The organism is Paenibacillus lactis (assembly GCF_017873605.1).
GTDB lineage: Bacteria > Bacillota > Bacilli > Paenibacillales > Paenibacillaceae > Paenibacillus_AQ > Paenibacillus_AQ lactis.
In genome coordinates this window covers 286,947-310,729 of sequence record NZ_JAGGKI010000006.1, presented here as the reverse complement: position 1 = coordinate 310,729, position 23,783 = coordinate 286,947, and the positions used below count along the sequence as shown (strand labels likewise).

The window sequence follows — 23,783 nt, the reverse complement described above, 5'->3', positions numbered from 1 at the left end:
AATGCAATTAAGTAAAAGAGACCCACATTGAGCTAGGACAAGAAAGTCTTTTACTCCAAAGAAAAAAGCCGCATATTATGCGACCTGCGAAGCGATTACATCTCGATTAAAAATTTCCCCATCGTGGTTTCCTACGAACGTTTTGCGATTTGTTGCCCAAATTGGGTTTGGGATTCAGGTGACAGCATCTCTCGAGGCTCTGTCAGCTTCTCTGCTGGCCGCCCGCGAGGGGCAGCATGAGATGATCGTCTCATGCTGTTAAGGAGAGATGATGAGACGTCCAATCTGGTTGCACTCTTCAGCGAACCAAATGTCACCCTTTGTGCCAATCGCTATACCGTGGGGCTCGGCGTGATTAGTCGGGATTGGATACTCTGTAATCTTTCCTTGAACCGTAATTCGACCGATTTGGTTTCCACCCCATTCCGTGAACCAAAGATCCCCATTTTCCCCGGATATGATAGCATGGGGCTTGGCATTCGATGTCGGAATCATATATTCCGTAACCTCGCCAGATGTTGTCATTCTTCCGATTTTATTGCTCATGATTTGCACAAACCATAATGCCCCGTCAGGACCGCTCGTAATGCCTACAGGTCCGGAATTTGGTGTTGGAATCGGAAATTCGGTTACATCACCTTCAGTAGTTATTCTACCGATTGAATTCCCTTGATTCTGCGTAAACCATAATGCCCCGTCTGAGCCGGGAACAATAAATGAAGGGAATGTGTCTGAGTTAGGCAACTCAAACTCGGTCATCTCCCCCGACGCAGTTAACCTTCCGATTCTGCCGCTATTCATTTCTGTAAACCAGATGGCACCCTCACGATCTTCGGTTATGCCGAAAGGGGCTGAATTCACGACAGGAAGTTCATATTCTGTAAAATAGCCATCGAGCGACATTCTACCAATCTTATTGGCTTGATACTCGGTAAACCACAAGTCCCCGGTCCGATCCGATATAATCGACATCACTCCGGCACTCTCTGTCGGCAGGGGGAACGAAGTGATCTCGCCTGCGTCATTAATTCGTCCAATCCGATTGCCCCGTTGTTCCGTAAACCACATGGCTCCATCTTTTCCCCTCGTTATTCCGTATGGCCCGGAATCCTGCGTTTTGACTATATATTCATGTATCATGACCTTCACACAAATTACCTCCCCAAAAAGCGATTTATTCTTATTCCATAATCCGTCGAATCCCTTTTGCGATTTGTTCTCTCTCATGTTCGCGCAGCGAATAGAGCACAGGTGCCCTTGGAATATCGAACTTCAGATGAGAATGAGGGATTTCGGTTAACAGAGTTCCAATGGGCTGTTGACCATCCTTACGGCGTATAACGTTCCAGAATATTCTAGATCGTTTATCTTCGGTCCCCCATTTTTCAAGCGAATTACGAAATATCAGACATTTCCCGATTACGAAATCATGTTCCTTGAGGGGCTCCGCTGCAATGAACCCCGCGTCTTCAAGGCTGTCAAATAGTGCGGGCATCAGCTGGTCCAAATACCGTCCATAGGCAGCATCCTCGATTTCGCGAAAAGCGGTCGTTAACTCATCCAACATCGCATCGTATAATGTTTTCCATTCGGATTCGATGTACTGATTACCTGCCACGCAAATTTCCTCAATGGTCATATCAGAACGCAGTACTGGTTTTACGGTCATATAAACTCCTCCTTGAATTGAATTAACTTCATCATACAACATGTAAGCCAACTGGAAGGTTCAAGGAAATTACATGAAGGAAATGAACAAAATATCCAGAATAACATTGCAAAGGTTTTAATGTTTGCGCATTTTTGCCAAAGGTGGGGATCACATGGGCTTTCGCCCCAAAAAGCTTGCAGAAAAATACGGGCTAAGCAGCAACACGCTGCGAAACTATGAAGCAAAGGGGCTGATGCCTCCTGCAGATCGATCTTCCAACGGATATCGTATGTATACAGAACGGCATGAAGCTTTTCTGGCATGTATTCAAGCCATGACAGCCGCATTTGGGATGGAAGTAACCAGCCAGGTCATGCATTGTCTTAGGCGAAATGAGCTGGATGACGCGTTGTGGATCGTCAGGGATCGAGAGGTCATGCTTCATCGGGAAAAAGCAAATTTAGATCAACTAATAAGGGAGCTGAAATCGTATTCTGAAGGTAGTCGAGCTCACGACATTAATCATCATTTCAGCATCCACGAGGTTTCCAGACGGACGGGGGCTTCGAAATCGGCAATCCGTTACTGGGAGCAATGCGGCCTGTTCACTACGGAGCGAGACCCTGATAACGATTACCGGTTTTATCACGAAGCGCATCTCTTTAAAATTCGATTGATTCAGGTGCTGCAGAGCGCTGTTTATTCCGAGGAAACCGTGAACTTGAAGCAATCCGTTGCACGTTTAGATCTAGAGAACATCGAGGATTCGATGAAGGTTTCTGATCGTATCCAAGTTCACTTGAACAAAACGATCAAACTTCAGATGCGCGCTCTCTATTTTCTATATCGCTTGATTGAAACAATAGACAACTCGGAAACAACCGCGGCTGATCATTAATCGGTTCTCCAGTACTGCCGTCTTTATGATTTTATGAATTAACATCATTAAATTTCTACACTTGTACCAATACCGTAAATAGTATAGAAGCCGCAGCTATCATTTCTGATAACTGCGGCTTCCTGGTTAATCAACGATCTTTGACGACCATCGATTTGCTTAACTTGGGTTTGATCTGGGCTTGTTTTTTTCTATTGCCCCATCGTCTAACAGGTATTTCTCTACGCCAAAGGATTTTCGCTTCTTAAGCTTGAAGCAAGATCTCGATTCGCGTTCCGCGAAGTAGCTCGCTGTCCACATGGATTTCGCCACCATGAGCCTTCACGATATCGTTTGCGATGGCCATCCCGAGACCGGATCCCTTATGCAGCTCTCCTGTATGGGTTCCGCGGTAATACCTCTCAAATATCCGTTCCAGCTCCTCTTTCGGGATCCCTTTGCCTTGATCCTCGACAACGATTCGAGCTCTATCGCCTTTCTTTTCGACGCTGACAAGTATGGAAACATCCTCATCGTTATGAACCACCGCGTTGTAGATCAAATTGGTGACCGCACGGCGTATGAGAATGTCATCAGCCTCCAAGAGGATGACTTCCTCGCTGTACTGGAAATCGATATTCCGGTTACCGTAACGGGCATCGTTCAACGTATCGATGACAGCGCTTCGGACGAGGCTGACGATGTTTACTTTTTTCAGATTCAGCTTCAGCCCCTTGTTTCTCAGACGGGTGGAAAGGTTAAGGTCCTCGATCACGTCTTTCAAATAATGCGACTTCTGTTCAATGATTTCCGCGTAATCCCGCATTTCCTCGATTGTAAAATCATAATCCATGTCCCGCATCATTTCGGCATATCCCTGAATCGAAGCAAGGGGCGTTTTGATATCATGCGAAATGTTCGCGATCCATTCCTCTTTCATCCGGTCCAGCCTTTTCCGTTCCAACTCGCTTGCCCGCAGCTCCTCGGTCAGCATGTTGACGTTGTAAAACACATCCTTATAGATGCCCTTCGTTTCGTGTTGTAACTGGTAGTTTTTATGGGCCAACTGCTTAATCCCGTCGATGAGCGCGGAAAGCGGCCGGGTTAACCTCTTGCTGAACAGATAAGCGATGCAGAGTGCAATGAAACCGTCGACGCAAATCACGGTCACGATTCCGATTTGAAGAAAACGTCCGACCTGCCGAATATCATAGGTGAAGATATTCCGCTCCAGATAAGGATCCTGAAAGCCGATCAAATAGCTGAAGCGCTCCCCGTTCCCCTGCTTCTCCCCGATAAATACGGTCGACATCAGTTCTTTTTCCATGTATTTGTAAGTCTGAACGATATCCATCGGCGTATATTTGGTTTTGGCCTCCCGCGGCACACGAAAGCCATAGACCTGATTACCGTTTTCGTCCAGGACTTGAATCCATGCCTGATTGCGCTCAAGCGTCTCCTTCCCCTGCGCGGTTATGCTCATCCCCGATTCGGAAAGAACAATCTCTTGTCCGAAGGAGCGGGTGATGGCCTCGGCTGAATGGTCTCCCTGGCGAAGCGGATCCTTTGGTGATTCATTCTGATATATAAAAAGGCCGACGATCACCAAAAGGTTTATGAAAAGGACGATGACGACAATCAATACGGAGGATGCCAAATATCTCCCCGTCAGCCGCCATTTCATCGCACCGGTTCCTCCACGGCCAGCTTATATCCGAGGCCCTTTACGGTCACCAAAAATTGCGGGCTTGAGGGATCGTCCTCGATCTTCTCCCTCAGCCGCCGAATATGGACCATGACCGTGTTGTCATAACCGAAGGAATCCTCCCCCCACACCTGATCGTACAGGCTTTCCTTGCTTATAATCCGGTTCGGGTGCTTCAGCAAATAGCTAATCAGACCAAGCTCCTTCGGTTTGAGTTCAATAATTTCGCCGTTTTTCTTCAGTTCCAATGTATGTTCGTCAAGCTCGAACGGGCCGGCCTTCAGCGTGTGTTCTTTCGTTTCCTCATCCCGCGCAGATTCCGTTCTTCTGAATCGGGCTTTTATCCGGTAAGCCACTTCCTTCGGACTGAACGGTTTGGTGATGTAATCGTCGCCGCCGATGGCAAATCCAAGTATTTTATCGATTTCCTCGTTCTTGGCTGACAAGAAGAATATCGGCACGTTCGAAACGCTGCGGATTTTTTTGCATACATCATACCCTTCGCCATCGGGGAGCATGATATCTAATATGACGAGGTCGGGCTGCTTGTCTTGAAACCGAATCCAGCCTTCTTCGGCGGAAGAGGCGGCAGACACATGCTCGAAGCCTTCCTTTTTAAGCACGGTTTGCAGAAGCTTGACGATATCCTCCTCATCATCGACGATAAGTATTTTTTGATTTTGCGGCAATCGGTTCAATCTCCTTTCTGTAAGCAAGGAAAAAGACCGGCAGCTAAAAGCTGCCAAGTCTTCATCAATCATCTTCCCCGCTCTTCCAATACTATAACCATATATTGAAATGGGCAATATTGGCCAGAGACTCTATTATTATTCGCCGAAAAATTTCGCTATCGGGTTGGCGATCTTTTTATCTGTTGCGACTTGCCCTGTCTTGTTCAAAACGTAATACTGGTAAAAGTTGCCGCTGAAACCGAGCGATTGCAGCATCTGCTCCGCAAACGGCTCGACCGCGTTATCGCTCAAAGCGTCACCGTTCCAGAAAAAATGCAGCAGCAAGCGGTTTTGATTGTATGGATGCTTAATGACGTATGCGCCAGAAGCTGCTTTTTGGTTCATCCTGCTTTTCCAGTCGAAGCCGATGGCCTTCGATTTCTGGATGATTCCGGGCTTAAGCGCCTGGATGAGTCCGTTCGTTTTCGCGCTGCCGATGGCAATGATGTTGCTGGTTCCGAGCTCCTTTTTCAGCTTTTTCTTGAGTGTTTGTCGGTCGGAAACGACCTCGTAAGGAATTCCCATGATCCCAAGCGTCCGTTCAAGCTGTGCCAAGATCGTCTGCTGCTGCTTTTTCGCTTTGCTGCCAGCCTGATCACTCACCACGATCGTTAACGGTTCGCCTTGCAGCGCCTTATCCACGATGCGGCTCATTGTTTCCGCCGGAAGATTCGAAATTTGGGACAGGGAAGAACGGTACGACGTTTTAAACTGCTCACGCCAATACGAAGCTTCTTCCGCCTCAGACAATCGGTATTCGGGCTTTAGAGCAAACTGCGGATCATGCAGCGCTTTGTCCATTTCCTTTCGCGCTTCCTCTCCTAGCGTATCCTGAATCGTCTGCAAAAGCCCTTTGATCGTCGCGTTTTTGTAATGATACCGCTTGAAATATTCCTGCATGAACGCATCGAATTTGTCCTCGCCCACCATGCGGTACAGCTGGTAGATGGCCTGGCGTCCTTTTTTATAAAAGACCGGGTTGGCCTCGCCCTCCGCTTCGGTATTATTTGAGGCGATTGGCTTGTCTATAAAAGACACATCATCGATTTGGATCGATTGGAACCCGTTCAGCTTATCGCCTTGTTTTTCTGCAAAATATACCATCGAAAAATCGGCAAACCCTTCGTCCAGAAACGACTCACTTTCCGAATCGTTGCCGATTAAAGCATGGAACCATTGATGGGCAATCTCGTGCACAAATGTGGTATCTTGCGCCGGATCGCTATTCGGCCGGATTTGCCCCATTTGGATGACCCGGGCAAACTCCACCGCCACACCTTCAACGTACGACTCCGCGATCCGGAATTCAGGGTAAGGATATTCCCCGTATTTTTCACTAAAAAATTGAATTGCTTTAAAAGCGGTGTCGATGTATTCATCGACGAGTTTTTTCTTGTCCGGCATATTGTCGAAGTAATAATATTCAATGGTCAGGCCGTCACGCGTTACGCGCTCAACCTTATAATTCGGACTGGCAAAAAAGACATGCTCCCGGGTGTTATCGGCAACGGCGGTAACGACTTTCCGGCCGGGCTCTTTCGGGTCCGCCTGAGTGGTGATCGTCCCCGGCATCAGCACTTGATAGGCTTCCGGCACGTTAATATGAACTTCGAAATCAGATGAATCGTAATAATCGGTTTCGAAGGTTTTGCTGTACGGCTTTTTGTCCCATGCATGCTGGTTCTCGTTATAGACCGACATGACCGGGAACCAATGTGCGCCGTTGATGATGTCTTTGTAGTAGGACAGGCGCTGCATGCCGAACGGAATTTTCACCTCAAAACCGATTTCAACCGTCACCGCTTCCCCCGGCTTTAGCTCCTGCTGTAGTTTAACGGACAAGGCCTGATTGCTGTTCGAAAAGGGCACGGGTTTTCCTTCAGCTGCCACGCTTCGGATATCGATGCCGCCAAGAAAATCTTCCGGCTTCTTCTGCGGATTTTCCTTCCGGATCTCCTCGTTGTTTTGCTCAAACATCGAGGTTTGGGTCGCCTTGGATCGGTTGGCGTCGGCAAACGTGTGGAAGACGATTTCCGATAGCGTATCTTTGGACATGTTCCGGTAGGTAACGGTTTCGCTCCCTTTGATGCGCATGTTTTTCTCGTCAAGCCGGGCGTCGATCCTGTATTGGACCTGAGCATGCTGTGCCTGATCTGCCAGAACGGACCGGGCGGATGAAACAGCCGGCGCGGCCCAGGCTTGGGATACTTGAATCAAGGGACTAACTGCAAGCGCGACAATCAACGAGCCAGTCAGCGCTTTTTGAGATACAGATTTGAAGTTTGTTTGAATCATAAGTTTCTCTCCTCATAGGTATGTTTAGTAAACATCATTCGAGTTCCCCGGATGAAGAATCTATTGCCCGGCATTGGCCAGCTTTTGCTTCGCTAGTTCAGGCAGTTCACTGGCCTTTACTTCCTGGTAGGAACTGACTCCATCCCCCTTCACATAAATCCGCAAATATGCGTCCTTGCGCAGCTCCTTGCCTGCCGTAAAGGTGAGGCTTTTTTCCTTTCCGTTAGAATCAAAGCCTTGCAGTGTGTATTCGTACGATACATACTTCTGTCCACTGTCAGACTTATCTTCCATTTCCTTTCCGTCTTGAGTAATCTGCACGTAATATTGCTGCGCGCCGATGCGGTTCAAATTCACGTTTTGGATGAATACGACGAATCCGACCAGTACGATCAATACGACAGCTGTAGCGATAAACCCCTTTTTCATTCCTGTTCACTCCTATTTTCTATTGGTAACGATTTTGCAGTACGCATGCACAGTCAAGAAATAATAGATCAAGTAGATGCCGACATAGACACCCATGCAGGTCACGACCGGAACGACCAGATTGGTCATCATCATTTTCGATAAGGCCGATAGGGCGACGGCGCAGTGGGCAATTCCGAAAGCGAGCGGCAGAGCAAATATGAACATCACTTGCTTGGCGACGGATTTGCGGATTTCCCGTTTCTTGACGCCGATTTTATGCAAAATCATATAACGGGCTTTGTCGCTTCCGGCTTCCGTCAGCTGCTTGAAGTAAATGATGCTGCCCGTCGCTGCCAAGAACACGAGTCCGAGGAATCCGCCCATAAACATTAAGAGGCCGGAGGATTCCATTCCCCGCGAGTAATCTCCGTAAAAGCTTGAAAGCTCCGCTTTCTCCGGTAAAATCCCATCGAGCAGCTCGGTCAGCTCTTTCGCCTTGTCCTGATGCGTGATGCTATAGGCTTCGACAGCCATGGCCTTGGCATTCGGCTTAAGCTCCGCAAACATGTCATCGCTGACGACAATGGTGGAGTAGACCGTTCCAAGATTTAACACGCTGTATTTTTTTAATGTTTTGAATTGGATGGTTTTATGGAATCCTTCTCCCTTCAGCTTGATCGACGAACCGACATACTCCGGCGAAATGCCTTCCAAATAGACTGGTTCAAGCGCTGCGGCTTCGCTGCCTGTAAGGCTTATGGCATCGTCCCGCCCCTGGAGCTTGGCCAGCCGGTTAAAATCTCGGCTTGATATGACCGTAAACGACTGATCCTCCTCCCCTAAAGCGTTATTCAGGCTGGAGGTGTCGGCATCCACCTCGAGGAGAGGAATGGACTCATGGTAAAGCACTTTATGCCCCGCAGCCTGCTTGATCGCCTTATCGGCTTTTGCTGCGGCCGCACTGTCAACCCCGATAAACATATAGCTGTTTGGATTCGCAAGCTCGGCGTTCGTCCGGGTGTTGTAATACGTGCTGTACGCCGTTCCGACCGCCGTCAGCGTCGTTGCGCTTAGCACGGCAATGATCGTGAGCGTCCGCGCGTTGCCCTTCATCCGGTACAGCAGCTGGGAAGTCCCGATCAGGTTCAGTCCACGCCAGTAGCTTGTTTTATGTTTGCGGGCCAGCTTCAGCAGCGTAACCGTCAACGTGTTAAACAGCAGGTATGTGCCCAGGATGACGGATATCAAAATAACGAGCGGAGTGAGCATGAAGCCCATCGCCGCCCATGCCTTGGACGTAAGCAAAATTTGCAGCGCAAGCCAGTAGCCGAACCCGATGAGCGCTACGGATAGTAACGCAATGACCGCGGATGACTTCGGCTCCTTCTCACCCTCCTGATCCGCCCGGAACAGCTCGATCAGCTTAAATCGATAAATTAAGCGATAGCCTTGGACCGATGTGATCAGCGAGATAATCATGAACACCACGAAAGTATTAAAGATTGCAGCCGGGGAAATGGAGAAATCCGCCATGACGGCGTAACCCATCACCTTCATTAAAATCATGACAAAAAACCGGCTAAGCACCGCTCCAAGCGCGATTCCGACAATCAGGGCCAGAATGCCCATCAGGAAGTTTTCATAAAACAGCATCCGTCCGATCTGTTTTTTACGGACGCCCAGCAGCGAGTACAATCCGACCTCTTTTTTGCGCTTGCGCGTGAAAAACGAGTTGGAATACCAGATGAAGACCGCCACGAATACGATCAGCACGACCGCCGCTCCGCTGAAAGCCGAGCTGATCTTCTGCGATCCGTCAGATGCCGTTTGAATGGTGCTGTCGTATTTCAAGGATACGAATGTAAAATAAATGACGATACTGAAAATCATCGATGCGAAGTAAAGAAAGTAATTCGCGAAGTTTTTACGGATGTTTTTCCCGGCAATCTTAAACAGCGTCATGATGTCCACCTCCGAGCATCGCCAACACCTCAAGAATCTGCCCGAAAAATGCTTTTCTGGTCATGCCGTCTTTATGAAGCTCTTTGAACAGCTGGCCGTCGTTAATGAAAATCACTCGGTTGCAGAAGCTCGCCGCATAAGCGTCGTGCGTCACCATCAGGATGGTCGCTTGGTTGTGCTGGTTCAGCCTGCTCAAGCTTTCCAGCAAGCCGGTTGCCGATTTCGAATCCAGCGCGCCGGTAGGCTCGTCCGCCAAGATCAGGCTCGGATTCGTGACGATTGCCCTCGATGCGGCCGCACGCTGCTTTTGTCCTCCTGAAATGTGGTACGGATATTTATCGAGAATCTCGCGAATGCTGAACATATCCGCGATTTCTTCCACCCGCTTTTCGATTTCGGCTGCCGGGACTTTGGAAAGAGCCAGTGGCAGCAGGATATTCTCCTTGACCGTCAGCGTATCGAGCAGATTATAGTCCTGAAAAATAAAGCCGAGTTTATGACGGCGGAAATCGGACAGCTTTTCCTCGTTCATGGAAACGATGTTTTGCCCGTCGATCGTGATTTCGCCGGAACTCGGCGTATCGATGGTCGAGAAGATATTCAGCAGGGTCGACTTTCCCGCTCCGGATGGGCCCATGATGCCGACATATTCTCCTTCACTAATGCTCAGGTTGATATTTTTCAGCGCCGTATATAGGTTTCCTTTCGTGCCGAAGGTTTTGTTTACGTTGTTTGCTTGCAGTATGGTTTTCATGGGATCTCTCCTTAGGCGTCTCGTGAATGTATATCCAATCTTAAAGCTCGTATCTTACACCGTGTTAATCCCAACCTTACAGCAACCTTAAAAATAAACTAAAACCCCTAGGATACGCTTGTAAGAGCGCCTGGGGGTTTTGAATCCGAAACTATTTAAATATAATGAAGCCTAATGTGTTGAAAGCTAATTTCAACTCTCAACGCCGATTCAAAGCAGAGTTGGCGTTAGTGTGCCATCATTTCATGGGCTATGCTGTGTCCATCCATGTCGGACGGGTAATAAGTAGGCCAATTCGTAACTTCTTCAAGTAAAGCCTTGCGATCGTCTCCCCAATATAAATGGAAATGATCCGACTTGCTGGGGTTGATCCGGTGGTCGCTAAACTGAATGTAACGAGGCAGTCCCTCGACTTCTTCCACCGACTTAAATATGTAACGAACCCCGCGGTTACCGGCCTCGTAGGTCAGTATTTCGTATCCATCGGATTGGTACTTCCCTGAACGTTGCTGGCCCTTCGTGAAGAACGTGACAGTGTCTCCTTCAATCACAATGCGTTCCGTATCGGTCTTGTAGCCGACGTCATAATATTCCTTATACTCCTCCGCCGTCATTTTCCCGGAATCCTCCGCTTTATGCGCAAATACCTCATCCAATGTACCATCCAGCAAATATGGATAAACCGATTGCCAGTCTCCTTCCCAATCTGACAGCGTACGGTTCTGTACTTGGCTGTCCTCAAAGAATCCCTTGTAGATCGCCTCTGCTTCCTCATCATGATCATGATGTTCGTGGTTGTGATCATGGTTATGTTCATGGTTATGTTCATGGTTATGTTCATGGTTATGTTCATCCTCCTCGTCATGAACATGATTCGTGTTGCTTTCATTAGTACTGCTGCTTTCTTCAGTACCGCTGCTCTCCTGAGTGCTACTGCTTCCATTCGTACCGCTGACTGCCTCGGTTTGATTCAAAGCGCCACTGTCGTTAGAGCCAGCGCTTTGACACCCGGCAAGCCACAACCCCAATACTGCTAAAATGACTCCAATCCCAAGTTTTAGTTTCATATTCTCCTCCATTTAATTGTAATGTTTACGATTAAAGATTATACGGAGGCTGGATTTCTTTGTCAATGAAAATCGTAATGTTTTTTAATTACATTTCAAAGAATATGCCTACCACGAGGTCATCGACCAGAAAAACCGCACCACGCCGGAGCCCCGATCTTGAGATTGACGAATAACAGTCAATGCGGGGAATGGCCATGGTGCGGTTTAACATCGTTTAAGATTTATTTTTTCCTTGGTACTATATTCGCCACATCGTCAAAGTAAAGGGTTCGTTTCCCTTTCTTGAAGAGGACGACGGTGACATGGATAAATAATATGGCCCACATTATAAACACAAATGCTAATGCAGCCACACTGATCCAAACATGATAAGGATAAAGAATTGAATTCATGTCTAACTTAATGCCATTAAATAGACGCGTAATCCATGTTGCCGCTAAAGGCAAGTAAAGCGCAAAGGATCTTTTTAACAAGGACGGCCACGAAGGTGTTCCCTCACCCACTGTAGTTAGCTTGAATCGCAGTAAATGGGTTCCGATGGTTTTTCCATTCCAAATAAAAGGAACTACAGAGAAAAGAATAATAAACAAAATCGTTGTAAACAGAAATTCTGCAAATTCGCTGGTGATAAAGAAACCAACGGTAAGGCTCCAACTAATCTTGATCAACAGATAATCGACAAGCACAGCCAGTAATTGCGGCAGCGGAGGTACGAGCGGACTTTCCTGCATTTTTTCTGCCTTCGCTATAAGGTTATTTCGAGACGGAAATAGCGCAAGTATGACAGGAGCAATGATGAATCCAAACAAAGCACCCGTGCTGTTTAGTATAAGATCATCGACATCGAAGATACGATATGGACAATTGTAGATTCCGTAGATCCCTGTAATTTGGGTTGTTTCATAGAAAAGGGATAACGCGAACCCCAAACCAAGCGCTTTCTTCCAATTTCGTTTATGCTGAAAAAAATACCTTAGATAAACGCCAAGCGGCAATAATAATAAGAAATTGAATGCCGCCTGCAAAAATACACTGTCCGTAAGTACCCGCGCATAGGTCGATGGCTGTGACCATACGACTGAACGACTATGTATAATTTCCCAAATAAAATGAAATGGGACGAGCGAATAATGAACCGCATCGGGTGATTGCATAGCGCAGGTATTTCGAGTATCCGGAAGAGGCAGGAGAACTAAAAATAATGCCGATAACATATAAAAAACAAAGGAATAAGCCACGATGGATGCCCAAAGACTTAAATGTCCATATTTTCTATAACTATAAACCATCCAAGGAACAATAAGGAAAAAACTCAATATGCAAAAAATAATAAATGCTGTTTTTATGGGAATTAAATATACAGACATACAGGCACCTCTTGAATTGGAAAGATGAATAGATAACCTTATTCTTACGAATTTCTTTCAAAATCCCTTTGCAACTTTGCTTTTCTTGATTAATCTACCCCAAGGGATTATTTTAATTCGGATTCGAAAATAGACTGTAAAAAAGGACTGTACCTCTGCTCTACGTCTGCATTCAAACATAATGAAGGAGACACCCCAGATCGGGGTGCCTTCTTGTTAGAATGCGAATCCTTCAATTATTTATTGAAAGTGACCTTCTCCGAACCGCTCTCAAGAACGATCGACGTGTCCCGCGGCTTCGTTTCCGCGATTTTGCGGCCGCCTCTGAACGAATAAAGCACTGCTGCCTGCTTGCGGATAGCCTCGTATTCGTTCTCCGCTTCAAGAACGATGAAGTTGGCAGGCTTGCCTTCTTCAATACCGTACACATCCTCGATATGCAGTGTTCTTGCACTATTTTTCGTAATAAGATCGATCGAGTTTACGATTTGATCGTAACCAAGCAGCTGCGAAGCATGGATGCCCATATGGAGCACTTGGAGCATATTGCCCGTGCCTAGCGGATACCATGGATCAAAGATGTCATCGTGACCGAAGCACACATTTAGTCCGGCTTCCTGCAGCTCTTTGACGCGGGTCAGCCCTCTTCTCTTCGGATACGTATCGAAGCGTCCCTGCAGGTGGATATTAACCAAAGGATTGGAGACAAAATTCAGGTCAGCCAGCTTCAGCAATCTAAACAATTTGTACGTATAGGCATCATTATATGACCCCATCGCCGTTGTGTGGCTTGCCGTCGTACGAGAGCCCAGTCCGCGTTCGTAGGCTTCTTTGGCGACAACTTCCACGAAACGCGATTGCTCATCATCGATTTCGTCGCAATGGATGTCGATGAGCCGGTCATATTTTTCCGCGAGATCAAAAGCAACCTTCATCGAATCAACGCCATACTCCCTTGTGAATTCAAAGTGGGGAATGCCGCCAACCACGTCAACGCCCATTCTCAGCGACTCTTCCAACAGTTCCGCGCCATTCGGGTAGGAGTGGATGCCTTCCTGCGGAAAAGCGACAAGTTGGATGTCAATATAAGGTGCCATTTCTTCTTTCACTTCAAGCATCGCTTTAACTGCGGTTAAGCTAGGATCGGTCACGTCCACATGCGTCCTTACGTGCTGGATGCCTTGAGCAATCTGCCACTTCAGAGCTGTTGTGGAGCGCGTTTTGACGTCTTCATGCGTCAGGAACGCCTTGCGTTCTGACCAGCGCTGGATGCCTTCGAACAGCGTTCCGCTCAAATTCCATTCCGGCTCACCGGCAGTGAGCGTTGTGTCCAAATGAATGTGAGGTTCAATGAACGGCGGCAGCACAAGCGAGCCGCCCACGTCAATGACTTCCTCGTCCGCTGTTGTTTCCAGCGACTGCGTAATCCGTTCAAACTTCCCGTTCTTCACGACGATATTCCATATGCCCTCTTTACCCCGCAATTTTGCGTTCTGTATAATCATTTGTTTTCCCCTTTTCTGTGGATTCTTTGGCAGGAACGATCAGCATCAATACAATGTAGACCACTGCCGTTCCGATCAGTGCGTTCAATGGCGTTATTCCGGGAGCCAATTGGGCGAAGGCAACGCCGATAGCCCAAGCTGCCATCGCTATCCAGTTTACCTTCTTAAAAGTCATCTCGGCAAACGGTTTATAATTTCTGCGCTTTACAAAGAAGTAGTCCGCGATGATGATGGCACCGATCGACGGAATCGCCGCGCCCAGCACATTTAGGAAACCGACGAAGTTGTTGTACATCCACATGGCCAAGACGGTACCCACGATGCCATTGACAATGACGAAGAACTTTTTCGAAATTTTCGTGATGTTCGCAAAGCCTAGCCCCGAAGCATACAGGGCATTATCGTTGGTCGTCCAGATATTCAGCCCCAGAACGACGATCGCGGGAATGATCAAACCTTGCAGGAACATGACTTCCGAGATATCGGCCTGGTTATAAGCCATTGCGCCGACGGCACCGAACAAGAACATGAGCGAGTTCCCCAGGAAGAACGCGATGACCGTTGCGGTAACCGCCTGCCGGGACGTCTGGGAAAACCGGGCGAAATCGGGCGTCAGCGTTCCTCCGCTGATGAAAGACCCGATACAAATGGTCAATGCCGCTGCCGTGGTGAGCGTCTGGGTCGGCGAGTAATCGAGCAGCCCTTGCAGCCCCCCCAGGGATCCTGCCCCTTCAAACATGGAGTAGCCGCCAAGGATGGTAATGGCCGGAACTGCGATGTAGCCCAAAATGACGAGCGACTTCATGCCGAAGATGGCGGATGCCGTCATGGCGAAACCAAACAAGAAGATCAGCAGGTACACGTTCCAATCCATCGCTTTGGCAACCGGAATCGCGAACATGGCCACGCCGACGCCAAACCATCCGACCTGCGTGAATCCGAGCAGGAACGATGGCAGGTACGACCCTTTTTCACCGAACGCATATTTTGCCAGCAAGTGCGTGGAAAGGCCCGTTTTGGCAGCGATATGTGCCAGTGCTCCCGTATAGATGCCCAGTGCCAAATTACCCGCAAGCACGATGCCTATGAACTCCATGAACGTCAAGCCGACTCCTAACGTCCCCCCTGCCAGCATGCTTGCCGAAAAGAACGTGAACCCTAACATGACGGATAGCGTCTTCCAAAAATGGTTTCTCTGCGTTTTCGGTACCGCTTGCCACGAAAACTCTTGATCTTGTTTGCTCATCAGAATACCTCCAGGTTAAAGTGTCCTGATACCAAAAAAGCAGAAAAAAGAGGCTACTCGTCAAGTCTCAAACTGACAAGTAGCCTCTTCTTTGCATCATAACCCGCGCGAAGACGCAGAGCATCCCCTGATGGGGTATGCACTGAATCACGCGTGATTATAAACATCCGCTGCCCTTGCCAGCCTCTCTGGACTGATTTAAAGGTACCAGTATTCAATTACATTCTATTATTTTGGAAAAACCTACGATTGTCAATGTTATTATTATCCAATGGTCAGGATTCTCTTAAAGGTCATGTTCTTTTTCAGTTGGCAATCTAGAAACGAATAACAAACGTAGCTACCTCCTGATTATCATCGTAAGTGTGAACTTAATTATAGGAATGGACTGCTTAAAAGTAAGCGGAATTCATGATTACAATCGAAGTATCTACGATAACATCCATCACTTCGACCCCCTCTTGGTGCAAAATTTTAATGGCTAACAGCCAGTGAGTCTCTTACATCTAAACGATAGCAGATCGAAAATTCATGATCTATATACAAAACGATGCTGTAATATTTTATATTTGCAAACTTAGAACTAATGCTGCTTAACATGTTAGCGGGTATTGAAAAGTGCAGATTTCTTCTTTTCATTATAAAAATCCCTTCAAGAGTAACACCGCTCGACTAAAGCGCTCTTGAAGGGAAAAGTAGGCATCTATTTCTGATATATTATTTTTCTGATAGCATAGGTTGATAAAAAGAATGATTCTGAGAGTTCCTCGACTGAAGCGCCAGCTAAATATGCTTTCAAAATATCATCATTTCTTTTGTTAATCTCTTTTCGTGCGCCAGACAACTCTCCCCAGACTTTATGTTCATTTTTTCTAGCGGGTATATAGAGGTATTCGCCTTGTATATATTCTTGCAATTTTTCAACCAGTTCCTCCGGCAAGACGACAGCGGCATTAATATATCTCAATTCGACTCACTCCTTGAAATTATAGTTTCAAGCAGCAAAGCCAGTTTCAATTTGGTTGACTACTCCATGCAAATGCTCAAAACCGGCTCTGCATGGAGAATCACATGTGTTATCGTTGTATTTTTAAGGGACATTGGATTCCCCCCCTGATCAGTTGGTCGACTTATTCAATTTTACCGTTTGATCCATGCAGTTGGCCGCATGCTGCGTTAATGTCTGATCCGAATTGGGTCCGCACGGTGACATGGATTCCCTTTGACTTCAAGACTTTAAGGAACATGTTGATACTGTTCTGATCCGACTCTGCAAAACTTTGCGATGTAGCGTCAGTGGAATTGTAAGGAATTAGATTGACATGATATAAATGTTCCCATGACCCTCTGCTACGCAACAAATCAGCAACTGCTTCAGCATGTTTCGTTGAATCGTTAATACCCCTTAGCAGGATATAAGCAATGTAGACCTTTCGTTTCGTTTGTTGGATATGCTCATCCAACACGGTCAGAACTTCCTCCAATGGAAAATGATTGTTAATTGGCATTAACTCGCTTCGCTGATCATTAAACGGTGAATGTAGGGAAAAGGTTAAATTAATCTGCGGAAATTCCTTCGTCAACTTTTTTATTCCCGGTATTAAACCTATGGTAGAAACCGTAATTCTTCGATGTCCTAAACCGAAAAGCTTAGGAACCGTCAGTACATGCAATGCATCAAATACATATGGGTTTGCAAGCGCCTCTCCCATTCCCATAAAGGACACACTGTCTAAGGGATACTTATTCAGAGTAAAGTAAAGGAGTTGATCCGTTATTTCATCCGTTGTAAGATTCCTCTTCAAACCGAGTGTTCCCGTAGCACAAAAGGTACAACCAAATCCGCAACCGCACTGCGAAGAGATGCAATAGGATTCCCATCCCGTCTTATAACTTAACCTTACGGACTCAATGTATTCATTTCCAGAGATGGCAAACAGTATTTTGCTAACTTGATTGGATTTCTGCTCCATTTTTGGTGTGATGCTTAACACATTGTTTCCAAGCTCTTTGATTAATTCATTTCTTAATGGTTTAGGCAAGTTGTTCATTGCTTCAAAAGTTCGAATCTTGTTTTTGAAGATTGCCTCAGTTATTTGCGAATATCTATAATTCGGTTGCTTTAGAGCCGATAAGATCTTACGTATTTTTTCATACTTAGATAGATGCTTCATTTCAATCTCCCTTTAAACGGAGAAAACGCAAAAAAGCACCAGCTTACCGGTGCTTTTTTGCGTACATTAACCTAACTATACCTATACAAAAATAAGAGACTTCCTATAAAATAAGTCACGAATTGTATATATGCATAGAAGGATAAAGTTCCGGTATCTGATTTGTTATTTTGTGAACCTGATCAAACATCGCCTTAAATGACAGGTTCACATATACATCTACAATTTCAGAAACAGTCATTACTTTATCCCTCCCATTCCATTCATTTTTGCAATCACATGAAAAACTTAACACAATATATATCTTACGGTCAAGAAGCTTCATTTACGTTATTTTTGCCTCCTTTGGTTCCGCAACATTACTTCCCAGAAATCGAGTAAAGGGATGGTAAGCCATTCATGGCTGTTTACTCCAACTCCGTGAGATGCTGCCTCCGTCCAGCAATATCGTTAAGTTCCAAAAGCAGTTCTACGTCTATCCGACGGCAGGTTCAGAGCGCTTTTTATGGAATTTTGTATTTAATGAAATGTATTCCTCTATTAACAAGCAGACATTTTATATAGCTGACTTCCGAGCCTATATGATCTTGTTCAGAACTCACCATCCCTGCCTCCTAATCATCGATATTCGCTTGTTTTCTAATTGACTGAACCGTGTGTGTGAATGCTTCTGCAGCTTTATATGCATCTAATGCATGTTGAAGACGTTTTACTTGTTGATTCAGCTCATTGCTGTTATCTCTTGCCTTTATTGTTGCACGCGCAACCTCAATAAGCTCTTCTTTTGCTGCTTTTATCGCACGATGATGAGCTTTTTCAATGAGTTGCACTGCCATATGAGTATAAATCGTTGCAAACTCTTTATCGCCAATCTGCTGCTCACGGGCAGCCAAATCGCTCTCACTGATTACCCAATCTCCGGAGTCATTTTTCGAAGCGGATAAACGCCCGTCATTAATCATGTTAAGAATGGTTTTGTAATGAACCCCAAGTAAAGACGCTGCTTCTTTAGCATTCATTATTACTCAGCTCCTTATCCATAGTTATCCATATATTAAGGGATAATATGATGTAAGTAAACAGAAATAATAAGGTCCTGGTTTCTTTTCACAGATCGGCATAATGAAGAAAGCCGCTCAAGTGAGCGACTTTCTTTGAAGTGCATGTTAATCAGGCTTTAATCAACGTTTTCGCTAGCTCGCTCATATCGCGGCCCTGCAGCGCACCTGCCACCAGCTCTGGCAGCATGCCTGGCGTGCAAGCGAAGCATGGCGTGCCGTCCCGGGATAGCTGTCTCGCCAGCCGTTCGTCATAGAACGGCCGTCCGCTATCCGAGAGCGATAGCAGGCATAGTGTCCGCACACCCGATTCACGCATCTCCCGCATGCGGCGCACCAAGGCTGCTTGATTGCCGCCTTCGTAAAGGTCGGTTACCAAAATAAACAGCGTTTTTTTCGGCTCCTCGATAAACGACTCGCAGTACGCGACCGACTTGTTGATGTCCGTTCCCCCGCCAAGCTGGACGCCGAACAACATATCGACGGGATCATCAGCGCACTGCTCCGTCAGGTCGACTACTTCCGTATCGAACACAACGACGCGGGTATCCAGCGCCGGCATGCTGGCGAAGATTGCGCCCGTTACCGACGCCCAGATGACCGACTCCGCCATGGAGCCGCTCTGGTCAATATCGAGAATGACGGTCCATTCCTTATTGCGCCGGGCCCGGTCGAAATAATAAAATTTTTCGGGAATCAGGATGTTCCGCTCCCGGTCGTAATGCTTCAGGTTGCGCCGAATCGTCCGCTTCCAATCCAGTCCACTGAGCGAAGGCAGCGGCGTATGCTGCCGTTTGTTCAACGCTCCGGTCACGGCCCGCCTCATGTCTTCCTGTAAGCGGGCCATCAGGTCATCAACGACGGCCTTGACGAGGAGGCGCGCGGTCTCCTTTGTCCGCTCAGGAATTTTGCCCTTGAGCGCCATCAACGTTCCAACCATCTGAATGTCCGGCTTTACCGATGCCAGTAGCTCCGGCTCGAACAACAGCTGCTTCCATCCCCTGCGCTCGATCGCGTCGTTCTGGATGATGGAGACGACATCCTCGGCAAACAGGCTGCGTACGTCACCGAGCCAGCGGGACAGGTTAACCGAGCCTCTTCCTCCACCCGCTCCGCGGCCAGAGCTGCTACCCGAGCCCCGTCCCGAACCGCCGCTGGAGTAGCTGGCGTCCGTGTCGTCGTAAATCGCTGCCAGCGCGGCATCCATGATTGCTTCTTCTTCCGTCAACTGCAAGGCCTCGCTTCCCGTCAGCTCTTCCAGCTTACCCTGAGCGGCCTCACCAAGGATCAAGCGCCAGCGGGATACGGAGGGTTCCAGTCTTTCTTTCGTTTGATCGGTCATGTTAAAAGTCCCCAAAATCGAATTCATTCAATTCATCCAGCATCTTGTCTTCTTCCTCCTTCAGATCCCCCGTCAATATTTCAGCCGCCTGCTCTGCATGTACGCCCCATAGTTCCCCCAGCGTCTCGGCGATCATCGTTTTTTCGTGCGGCGAGAAGGAGCTGAACGCCCGGCGCAGGAATACGAGCGCCCGCTTGAATTGCTCATCGTCCAGCGAAAGAATGTAATCGTTCAGCTGCTCCCACAGGCTCATTCGAGACAGCAAGGCGTAACGGTTACGCATGGACAGCCCTTCGAACCAGCCTGCCCCGAGGTCGGACGGAATGCCCGGCGACAGCCGCCGCGACACTTCCGCAGCGCACTGATCCGCATCCATCTCCCCTCGTTCCAGCAGCAAGGCGCAGGCGAAGCCGGAGAGCTTCGGATTACGGTCGTCCCGCTCGGACAGCGCGTTTAGTCCAGCCAACCAGAGCGGCACGTCGACAATTTCATCATGCTCCTGCGCGATCCGGTTCAAGTCACCCATGGCGGCGACCATGTCGTACGCCGCCTCGTCGCTGCAATTAGCCGAATCGGACAGGTACAGACAGGCTCGATAGAACAGCTGTTCCAGCAGCGGCACGAGAGGCGCAGTGTCCGCACGGCGAATATCGCCGTAGGCGATGATTCGCGACAGTTCAGCCGCAGCGGCCGCGATCTGCGCCACGTCGCGGCTGTCTGCAGCCAGCGACTGCAGCACACGGCGGCCGTCCTCCATTTGGGCGGTCATGCCGCACCGTACGGAGACGCCGATCAGCTCGGATGCCTCCGCGATGGAGGTGCAGCCTTCCAGCTTTTCCCTCAGACGATGGGCACAGGCGATTTCGATCGTTTCGCCTAGCAGAGTGGACTCGATTACCCGGATCTCAGCCTCCGGGGTCCATTGAATAATCCAATCCTCGGCCCAGACAGCACGGTCCCCGGCAGCCGGACGGGATTGGACGAACGGAATTTCCAGCAGTTCCAGACGGCGAAACAGAAAAGATCGGTGCAGGTCGAGGAAAGCAGCCTCCTCCGACGAAACCCGGCGATTCTCGCGCAGGTCGAGCGACAAGTCGGTCGCGACGGCGGTCTTGTATTGCGTCAGCTTGAGCCGCTTCAGCTCGCGGTTCAAGTCATCCTGCAGCGGCGTCTGGCTGACGCCTTCGGCTAGGGAGCCAATCTCCGTTCCAACGTCAACGCGGGCCAGCGCCTCGGCCACCACCGACAGCTCGCCGCGTCCGAGCAGCGTTTGCGCCGCGTCACGCAGCTCCATCAGCGTCGGGGCGCTTCCGCCGTGCAGCGAAGCCAGCCCTTCGGCCAACCGCACCGCTTCGATGACCTCGGCGGTGGAGCGGTGCGTGCCGGATACCCGCAGAAGACGGGCAACACTCGAGTGGTATAGTATCGGCAGCTCCTCAGGCCGCCCGTTCTCCATCGCCTCCCACATCATCTGGTAGTAATGCGGAGCGGTGTTGCCAGCCCCGTAGCCTGACAGGCTGGACAGCCGATAATACGAATACGGCATCAGCGTCAGCTTGGTCCGGCGCGAAGGTATCGCTGCCAGCTCTTCGTCGCTCATCGTACCCGACGAAGGATATTCCAATGCAGCCGCATGGTACGCGCCACAGACGACCACGATCTTCGCTGGATCATGCCCCGATTCGATCGTTTTCATAATCTGCCGCCGCATATAAGCTTCCCGCACTTGGTTGTATGCGAACTCTTCCGGCTGCTCGGCCCGCTCTCGCTCTTCACCGAGACTTCGTATCTCTGCGGAAAAGGTCAGGATGGATTCCCGGTACGCATCCGAATTGGCGTTGTGCTCATAATGCCGTTCCCAATATGATTCGTAATCGTGCTCGCCGGCCAATTCGGCGATTCGTTCGTAAACGGAGCGTTCCGATAACGAGTTCTCTGGTCCGGCTGTCGACGTGCCTGTAGTAGGCACCATTTCCTGCGGTAGCGCTCCCTGGGCCAATGACGACTCGCTGCCCATCCCTTCCGGCACGAGGCTCTTCCGGCGGGCGCGTTCTTCCTCATTGCGCCGCCGCAGATCCTCCAGAGCAATTGTCGCGTCCGACGGCAGATCGATCAACTCGCAGTGTGCTCCGTTCTTGGCAGCCCACCGCATCGCCTGCAGCTCCGGTGAATAGACGGCGAACGGCCACAGCGCCGTCCGGACAGGCATTTCATCCGTAAAGGCCAGCACCGCCACAGGCGGCACGGTCAACGGATGAATCAGGTCGCCAATCCGATCCGTCGCGTCCGATGGTCCTTCGATCAACACCGCCGTTGGGCGGACGCGATCGAGGTACTCCAGGAGATGGCGGGCACCTCCGGGGGAGAGGTGCCGGACGCCGAAGACGGAGACCCGGACGTCTTCCGCAGCGGTCTTCACTCGTTCAACTCCCTGCACGCCTGATACAGTCCGCGCCACTCCGATCCCCGTTTCTTCATGACGTTGTCAAGGTACTCCTTCCAGACCAATTTGTCCTTGTCGTCGTCTTTGACGATCGCGCCCTGCAGACCGGCAGCCAAATCTTCGTCCGTCAGTTCACCGCTACCGAAGCTTGCAGCCAGCGCCATGCTGTTGGTGAGCAGCGAAATGGCTTCGGCGGTAGAGATCACGCCCCCCGGAGATTTCAGTTTCTCCTTGCGGTCAAGCGTCATGCCGCTGCGCAGCTCGCGAAAGATGGTGACGACCTTCAGCAGTGCTTCGTCTGCCGGAGGAGCCGCCTGCAGCTGATACGAAGCGGCGATCTCGCCGACGCGCTTTTTGACGATTGAAAGTTCGGTCTCAAGATCGGAAGGCGACGGGAGCACAATGATGTTAAATCGGCGCTTGAGGGCGGCGGACATTTCGTTGACGCCGCGGTCGCGCGTATTCGCCGTGGCGATGATCGAGAAGCCTTTGCGGGCACTTGTCTCGCTGCCGAGCTCGGGAACCGAGACGGTCTTCTCGGACAAAATGGAGATCAGCGCGTCTTGAACCTCCGAGGCGCAGCGCGAAATTTCTTCAAAACGGGCGATGCTGCCATTTTCCATCGCGCGCATGATCGGGCTGCGCACCAGCGCCTCAGGCGTTGGGCCGTTCGCAAGCAGCATCGCATAGTTCCACGAATAACGGACCTGTTCTTCGGTCGTCCCGGCTGTTCCTTGCACAACAAGCCCTGAATTGCCGCACACCGCGGCCGACAGGTTCTCGGACAGCCAGGATTTGGCCGTGCCCGGCTCGCCGATCAGCAGCAGAGCCCGGTCGGTGACGAGCGTCGCGATTGCCATTTCAACCAGCCGCCGATTGCCAATGTACTTGGGTGTGATGTCCAATTTGCCGGCTTTGCCACCGGTAATATACTTCAACACGGCGCGGGGCGACATCTGCCACCCCGGAGGAACCGCTCCCTTATCTTCTTTAATAAGCGCTTCGATTTCATCTCGGTACAGCTGTTCCGCCGGAAGGCGCATGGCATCCTGCGCTTGCTTATTCGCTAACGTCATATCACGTTCTCCTCTCGCTAATGAATCTATTGGTTAAAGGACTTGCACTCCAATGCTGCCGTTTTCAATTCGGCAACGATCTTACGGGCCAGTCCGTAGCAGATCGGTCATGTCTC

At 49.1% G+C, this 23,783-nt stretch carries 20 protein-coding genes; 2 read left to right on the top strand and 18 right to left on the bottom strand.

Annotation, left to right across the window (positions count from 1 at the left end; all coding sequences use genetic code 11):
* Positions 1–258: 258 nt before the first annotated feature.
* Together J2Z18_RS14250 and J2Z18_RS14245 are read right to left on the bottom strand one after the other, a co-directional pair.
* Positions 259–1,140, bottom strand: a complete 882-nt coding sequence (locus tag J2Z18_RS14250) for a Vgb family protein (protein ID WP_208604284.1) — start codon at positions 1,138–1,140, stop codon at positions 259–261.
* A 40-nt stretch (positions 1,141–1,180) separates the two neighbouring features.
* Positions 1,181–1,669, bottom strand: coding sequence for a DUF6022 family protein (locus J2Z18_RS14245; protein WP_007128082.1), 489 nt, complete (start codon positions 1,667–1,669; stop codon positions 1,181–1,183).
* A gap of 124 nt (positions 1,670–1,793) precedes the next feature.
* Between J2Z18_RS14245 and J2Z18_RS14240 the strand changes: the two genes are divergently transcribed.
* Positions 1,794–2,549, top strand: coding sequence for a MerR family transcriptional regulator (locus tag J2Z18_RS14240; RefSeq protein WP_244152642.1), 756 nt, complete (start codon positions 1,794–1,796; stop codon positions 2,547–2,549).
* Positions 2,550–2,793: 244 nt separating this feature from the next.
* Here the strand turns inward: J2Z18_RS14240 and J2Z18_RS14235 are convergent, their stop codons facing one another.
* The 12 genes from J2Z18_RS14235 to J2Z18_RS14180 all read right to left on the bottom strand — a co-directional run bounded on the left by J2Z18_RS14235 (position 2,794) and on the right by J2Z18_RS14180 (position 17,748).
* Entirely contained in the window at positions 2,794–4,212 is a 1,419-nt protein-coding gene (locus tag J2Z18_RS14235) for a sensor histidine kinase (protein ID WP_007128084.1), read from the bottom strand.
* The gene (locus J2Z18_RS14230; protein ID WP_007128085.1) at positions 4,209–4,922 is read right to left on the bottom strand and encodes a response regulator transcription factor; all 714 of its coding nucleotides are present in this window, start codon (positions 4,920–4,922) and stop codon (positions 4,209–4,211) included. The genes J2Z18_RS14235 and J2Z18_RS14230 overlap by 4 nt, the downstream gene beginning before the upstream one ends.
* 138 nt (positions 4,923–5,060) lie before the next feature.
* A complete protein-coding gene (locus J2Z18_RS14225; RefSeq protein ID WP_007128086.1) occupies positions 5,061–7,259 on the bottom strand; it encodes a M1 family metallopeptidase in 2,199 nt (732 codons plus the stop codon).
* Positions 7,260–7,319: 60 nt separating this feature from the next.
* Entirely contained in the window at positions 7,320–7,688 is a 369-nt protein-coding gene (locus tag J2Z18_RS14220) for a YxeA family protein (RefSeq protein ID WP_007128087.1), read from the bottom strand.
* A gap of 12 nt (positions 7,689–7,700) precedes the next feature.
* Positions 7,701–9,632 carry an ABC transporter permease gene (locus J2Z18_RS14215; RefSeq protein ID WP_210094849.1) on the bottom strand — a complete coding sequence of 644 codons (1,932 nt, stop codon included), beginning with the start codon at positions 9,630–9,632 and terminating at the stop codon, positions 7,701–7,703.
* Positions 9,619–10,386: an ABC transporter ATP-binding protein gene (locus J2Z18_RS14210; RefSeq protein WP_007128089.1), complete on the bottom strand. Its 768-nt coding sequence runs from the start codon at positions 10,384–10,386 to the stop codon at positions 9,619–9,621. The genes J2Z18_RS14215 and J2Z18_RS14210 overlap by 14 nt, the downstream gene beginning before the upstream one ends.
* Before the next feature lie 227 nt (positions 10,387–10,613).
* On the bottom strand, positions 10,614–11,453 hold the full coding sequence (locus J2Z18_RS14205; RefSeq protein WP_210094848.1) for a metal-binding protein ZinT: 840 nt from the start codon (positions 11,451–11,453) through the stop codon (positions 10,614–10,616).
* Positions 11,454–11,677: 224 nt separating this feature from the next.
* Positions 11,678–12,823, bottom strand: coding sequence for a VanZ family protein (locus J2Z18_RS14200; protein WP_007128091.1), 1,146 nt, complete (start codon positions 12,821–12,823; stop codon positions 11,678–11,680).
* Between the two features lie 236 nt (positions 12,824–13,059).
* Positions 13,060–14,328 (bottom strand): cytosine deaminase, encoded by a 1,269-nt coding sequence (locus J2Z18_RS14195; protein ID WP_007128092.1) that lies wholly within the window; start codon positions 14,326–14,328, stop codon positions 13,060–13,062.
* Entirely contained in the window at positions 14,297–15,574 is a 1,278-nt protein-coding gene (gene codB / locus J2Z18_RS14190; RefSeq protein ID WP_007128093.1) for a cytosine permease, read from the bottom strand. The genes J2Z18_RS14195 and codB overlap by 32 nt, the downstream gene beginning before the upstream one ends.
* A 703-nt stretch (positions 15,575–16,277) precedes the next feature.
* Complete coding sequence (locus J2Z18_RS14185) at positions 16,278–16,541, bottom strand: CD3324 family protein (RefSeq protein ID WP_007128094.1); 264 nt, start codon at positions 16,539–16,541, stop codon at positions 16,278–16,280.
* A gap of 163 nt (positions 16,542–16,704) precedes the next feature.
* Positions 16,705–17,748, bottom strand: coding sequence for a Cfr family 23S rRNA (adenine(2503)-C(8))-methyltransferase (locus tag J2Z18_RS14180; RefSeq protein ID WP_007128095.1), 1,044 nt, complete (start codon positions 17,746–17,748; stop codon positions 16,705–16,707).
* Between the two features lie 425 nt (positions 17,749–18,173).
* On the opposite strand from J2Z18_RS14180, the gene J2Z18_RS31050 reads away from it, so the two are divergent.
* The gene (locus tag J2Z18_RS31050; RefSeq protein ID WP_167324079.1) at positions 18,174–18,395 is read left to right on the top strand and encodes a hypothetical protein; all 222 of its coding nucleotides are present in this window, start codon (positions 18,174–18,176) and stop codon (positions 18,393–18,395) included.
* On the opposite strand, the gene J2Z18_RS14170 is transcribed toward J2Z18_RS31050, so the two are convergent.
* From J2Z18_RS14170 to J2Z18_RS14155, 4 genes are all read right to left on the bottom strand, one after another.
* Entirely contained in the window at positions 18,363–18,767 is a 405-nt protein-coding gene (locus tag J2Z18_RS14170; protein ID WP_007128098.1) for a helix-turn-helix domain-containing protein, read from the bottom strand. The genes J2Z18_RS31050 and J2Z18_RS14170 overlap by 33 nt on opposite strands.
* A gap of 151 nt (positions 18,768–18,918) precedes the next feature.
* Positions 18,919–20,148, bottom strand: coding sequence for a VWA domain-containing protein (locus J2Z18_RS14165; RefSeq protein WP_040738101.1), 1,230 nt, complete (start codon positions 20,146–20,148; stop codon positions 18,919–18,921).
* A gap of 1 nt (position 20,149) precedes the next feature.
* Positions 20,150–22,567 (bottom strand): DUF5682 family protein, encoded by a 2,418-nt coding sequence (locus J2Z18_RS14160; RefSeq protein WP_007128100.1) that lies wholly within the window; start codon positions 22,565–22,567, stop codon positions 20,150–20,152.
* A complete protein-coding gene (locus J2Z18_RS14155) occupies positions 22,564–23,667 on the bottom strand; it encodes an AAA family ATPase (RefSeq protein WP_007128101.1) in 1,104 nt (367 codons plus the stop codon). The genes J2Z18_RS14160 and J2Z18_RS14155 overlap by 4 nt, the downstream gene beginning before the upstream one ends.
* Positions 23,668–23,783: the final 116 nt, after the last annotated feature.